General features: G+C 70.2%; 4 protein-coding genes. All 4 read left to right on the top strand.

Annotated elements, in window-relative coordinates:
* The first annotated feature begins 375 nt into the window (after positions 1-375).
* Positions 376-804 (top strand): OsmC family protein, encoded by a 429-nt coding sequence (locus VFO68_RS04305; RefSeq protein WP_325156824.1) that lies wholly within the window; start codon positions 376-378, stop codon positions 802-804.
* A 19-nt stretch (positions 805-823) separates the two neighbouring features.
* Positions 824-2,557, top strand: a complete 1,734-nt coding sequence (locus VFO68_RS04300) for an aminotransferase class V-fold PLP-dependent enzyme (RefSeq protein WP_325156823.1) — start codon at positions 824-826, stop codon at positions 2,555-2,557.
* Positions 2,558-2,845: 288 nt separating this feature from the next.
* On the top strand, positions 2,846-3,169 hold the full coding sequence (locus tag VFO68_RS04295) for a hypothetical protein (RefSeq protein WP_325156822.1): 324 nt from the start codon (positions 2,846-2,848) through the stop codon (positions 3,167-3,169).
* A partial coding sequence (locus VFO68_RS34225) for an ATP-binding protein (RefSeq protein ID WP_414635457.1) occupies positions 3,124-3,690 on the top strand: 567 nt, incomplete at its 3' end. The genes VFO68_RS04295 and VFO68_RS34225, both read left to right, overlap by 46 nt.

The raw sequence follows: 3,690 nt of genomic DNA, 5'->3' as shown, positions 1-3,690 counted from the left end.
CGCCCCGGGCCCTCGGCCGGACCACGACGAACTCACCGACGGGTTGTCGAACGGTCCAGCGCCGGCGATCGCCGGTGCCGCCACGGCCACAGCTCCGGCGGCGAGCATGCCACCGGCCACCAGTGCGGTCGCCAGTCGAGTCTTCCTGTTCATGGCTTCCTCCTTCATTCGCATCGATCACCTTCACCGTCGCTCGACTTGATGCACACGCTGTGGCGCCGGCATGCAGTCCGTGTGGAGAGACCGCCACCCGATCCGAGCGACGCAGGATAGGTCGAACGTCCCGGCGGGCCGGGACCGGCGTTCCTGCCACCGGTACCCCGGTGGGTATCTGATGGATGAGTCCGGGTTTGCTGGTGGCCGAGGAGTGTTGACGTGCAGGTGCGGACGACCGTGGATACCGCTGGTGCCGAGTTGATGGATGTCCGGTTCGTGTCCGGTGAGGCCTACGAGGTGGCGGTGCGTGGGCACCGGGTGACGGTGGATCAGCCCGCGGACGCCGGGGGCGAGGACAGTGCGCCGACGCCGACCGAGTTGTTCGTGGCGTCGCTGGCGACGTGTGTCGCGTTCTACGCCGGTCGCTACCTGACCCGGCACGGGTACAGCCGTGAAGGGCTCGGCGTGTCGGTCGGCTTCGACATGGCCGCCGACCGGCCGGCCCGCGTCGGCACGGTCCGACTGAGGGTGCGGGTGCCTGCCGATCTGCCGGTCGAGCGGTGGCCGGCGTTGGCGGCGGTGGTGTCGCACTGCACCGTGCACAACAGCCTGACCATCCCACCCGTCGTCACCATCGACCTGATCTGACCGGGATGGGGTTGATGCGATGACGACGTCGGTGACGCGGCTGGAGACCGAGGTCGGTGCGGTGTTGATCGAGCGGATCCGGGCTGGGATCATCGGCGAAGGCCAGATCCTTGACGGTCCGTACGGGCCGCGCCGGATCACCTACGCCGACTACACGGCGTCCGGCCGGTCGCTGGACTTCATCGAGGACGCCGTCCGCGACCATGTGCTGCCCCGCTACGCCAACACGCACACCGAATCCTCCGGCACCGGTCTGGCCACCAGCCGGCTGCGCGAAGACGCGCGGCGGATCATTCGCGACGCGGTCGGCGGCACCGACGAGCACGTGGTCATCTTCTGCGGCTCCGGCGCGACCGCCGCGGTCAACAAGCTCGTCGGCATCATGGAACTGCGGCTGCCCGACGGCCCCGCCCGCCGGTACGGGCTACTGGACCATATCCCGGTGGGGGAGCGGCCGGTGGTGTTCGTCGGCCCGTACGAGCACCACTCCAACGAGCTGCCGTGGCGGGAGACCTACGCGGATGTGGTCGAGATCGGCACCGATGCGGACGGGCACCTCGACTTCGCCGACCTCGCCACCCAACTCGTGCGTTACTCCGACCGGCCAATGCGGATCGGGAGCTTCTCGGCCGCCTCCAACGTCACCGGCATCCTGACCGACACCGACGCGATCGCGGCACTGCTGCACAGGCACGGGGCGCTGTCGTTCTGGGACTACGCCGCCGCAGCACCGTACGTGCCCATCCGCATGGCCGAATCCGCGCCGGGCGCGGGCGACGGGAAGGACGCGGTGTTCCTGTCACCGCACAAGTTCATCGGCGGCCCACAGACACCGGGCGTCCTGGTCGTGCGTCGCGACCTGGTCCGTAACCGGGTCCCGACCGCACCCGGCGGTGGCACGGTCGCGTTCGTCGACCCGGTCGGACACCGGTACCTCGACGACCCGGTCACCAGGGAAGAGGGCGGCACCCCGGCCATCGTCGAGTCGATCCGCGCCGGCCTCGTCGTCGCCCTCAAACACGCCGTCGGCACCGAGGTCATCCAGGCCCGCGAGGAACGGCTGTGGCGGCGGGCGCTGCACCGCTGGGCGGCCAACCCGCACATCGAGGTCCTCGGCGACCGGCGGGCCCGGCGGTTGCCGATCGTGTCATTGCGGCTGCGCCACGGCGAGAAGTACCTGCACCACAACTATGTGGTGGCGCTGCTCAACGATCTGTTCGGCATCCAGGCCCGCGGCGGCTGTTCCTGCGCCGGCCCGTACGGCCACCGGCTCCTCGCCATCGACCCGGAACATTCGCACGCGTTCCGCGACGAGATCGGCCACGGCTGCGAGGGCATCAAACCCGGCTGGGTACGGATCAACTTCAACTACTTCATCTCCGACACCGTCGCCGACTACCTCACCGACGCCATCGACCTCATCGCCAGCGGCGGACACCGGCTGCTCGTCGACTACCGCTTCGACCCGCGCACCGGGCTGTGGCGGCACCCTCACGCCGCAACCGGGGCGCCGTTGCGCCTGGCCGACCTGCGCTACATCGCGGACGGAACCTTGACCGGCCCCGCACGCCAACCGAGTGCGGGGGAGGACGTCCTCGGCGGCTACCTACGCCACGCCGCGGAGCTGATCAGCGGCCACGCCGATGACATCGACGACGGACCCACCGGCCTACCGCCGGCCTTCGAGGCACTGCGCTGGTTCCACCTGCCACCGATCTGCCTCACCCACACCGAGGCCACCGGCCCGGCATAACTGCACCAGCCGGACTCATTCCCGCACGGCGCAGACGAGCGTGTCGATCGCATTCACCACGCCCCGCTCGGTCGTAACGGGCCGCCGGACCCGGTCGGCGCGACGCACGCTCAGCCCCCGACAACGCGGCGACGATCGCCTGTGGCGTATGGAGGACGCCTGGATCCTGCGGGCCGCCGATTCCCTGTTCGATGTTGGTGACGTCGTGCCCGACCACCAGAATCCGACCGCCGGGCGCGGGGCCTGCGCGGCGCGGCCGAGCACCAATTTCAGGTCAGCCGGTGGCAGTTGCTGCATGACCTCGACGTCCAGGTCGGTGAGCTTTCCACCCTCGCCACCGAGGTGGTCGACCTGGCCCGCGTGGAGACTACGCGGGAACAGCCCGAGCCGGTGGAGCTCACAGAACTGTTCAGCGCGGCGGTCGACCGGGTGCGGATCCGCGCCCCGCGAATCACCTTCACTGCCGACATGGAGCCGGTCACGGTGCAGGGCCGGCCCGGTGAGCTGGAACGCGTGGTCGTCAACGTGCTGGACAACGCCGCCAATGGAGCCCGCCCGGTGCGACGGTGCACACCGAACTGCGCACCGACGGCGCGCATCACTGCCGGCTGACCATCGCCGACACGGGGCCCGGCATCGACCACGCCGACCTGCCCCACGTCTTCGACCGCTTCTACCGGGCGCCGGCCGCCCGCGCCATGCCCGGCTCAGGTCTCGGCCTGGCCGTCGTCGCCCAGACAGCGGTCCAGCACGGCGGCACCATCACCGCCACGGCCTGTTCCTCCGCCGACGCCGGCGGTCTCTTCTTCCTCGCGGTCACATCGTCCAGTGTCGTGGTCATCACGGCACCCTCCCCGCCAGGGCTACGCCCGGCGCGTCAGGCCGGAAACACCGAAAGATCCACAGTCCCGTGCTGGCCGCGATGGGGCGCTGAATCTCGATCCCGTATGTGCAGACCCGGTCGTCACTGGCTTCGACAGCCCGGACAACCTGGCGGAGGGTCCGGACGGGCGGCTGCGGATCGTCGAGGGCAACGTGCCGAGCGACATCTGGGTCGCAGGTTACGACTGGAACCGGGACGGCGGCCGCCCGCCAGATGTCCTCTCGGCGAGCGCGTTGCGCGGACTGGGCGC

This window comes from Actinophytocola sp., assembly GCF_035712165.1.
In the GTDB taxonomy this organism is placed as follows: domain Bacteria; phylum Actinomycetota; class Actinomycetes; order Mycobacteriales; family Pseudonocardiaceae; genus DASYTH01.
Note: the sequence above shows the minus strand (reverse complement) of the source record. Positions and strands in the feature narration are given on the sequence as shown.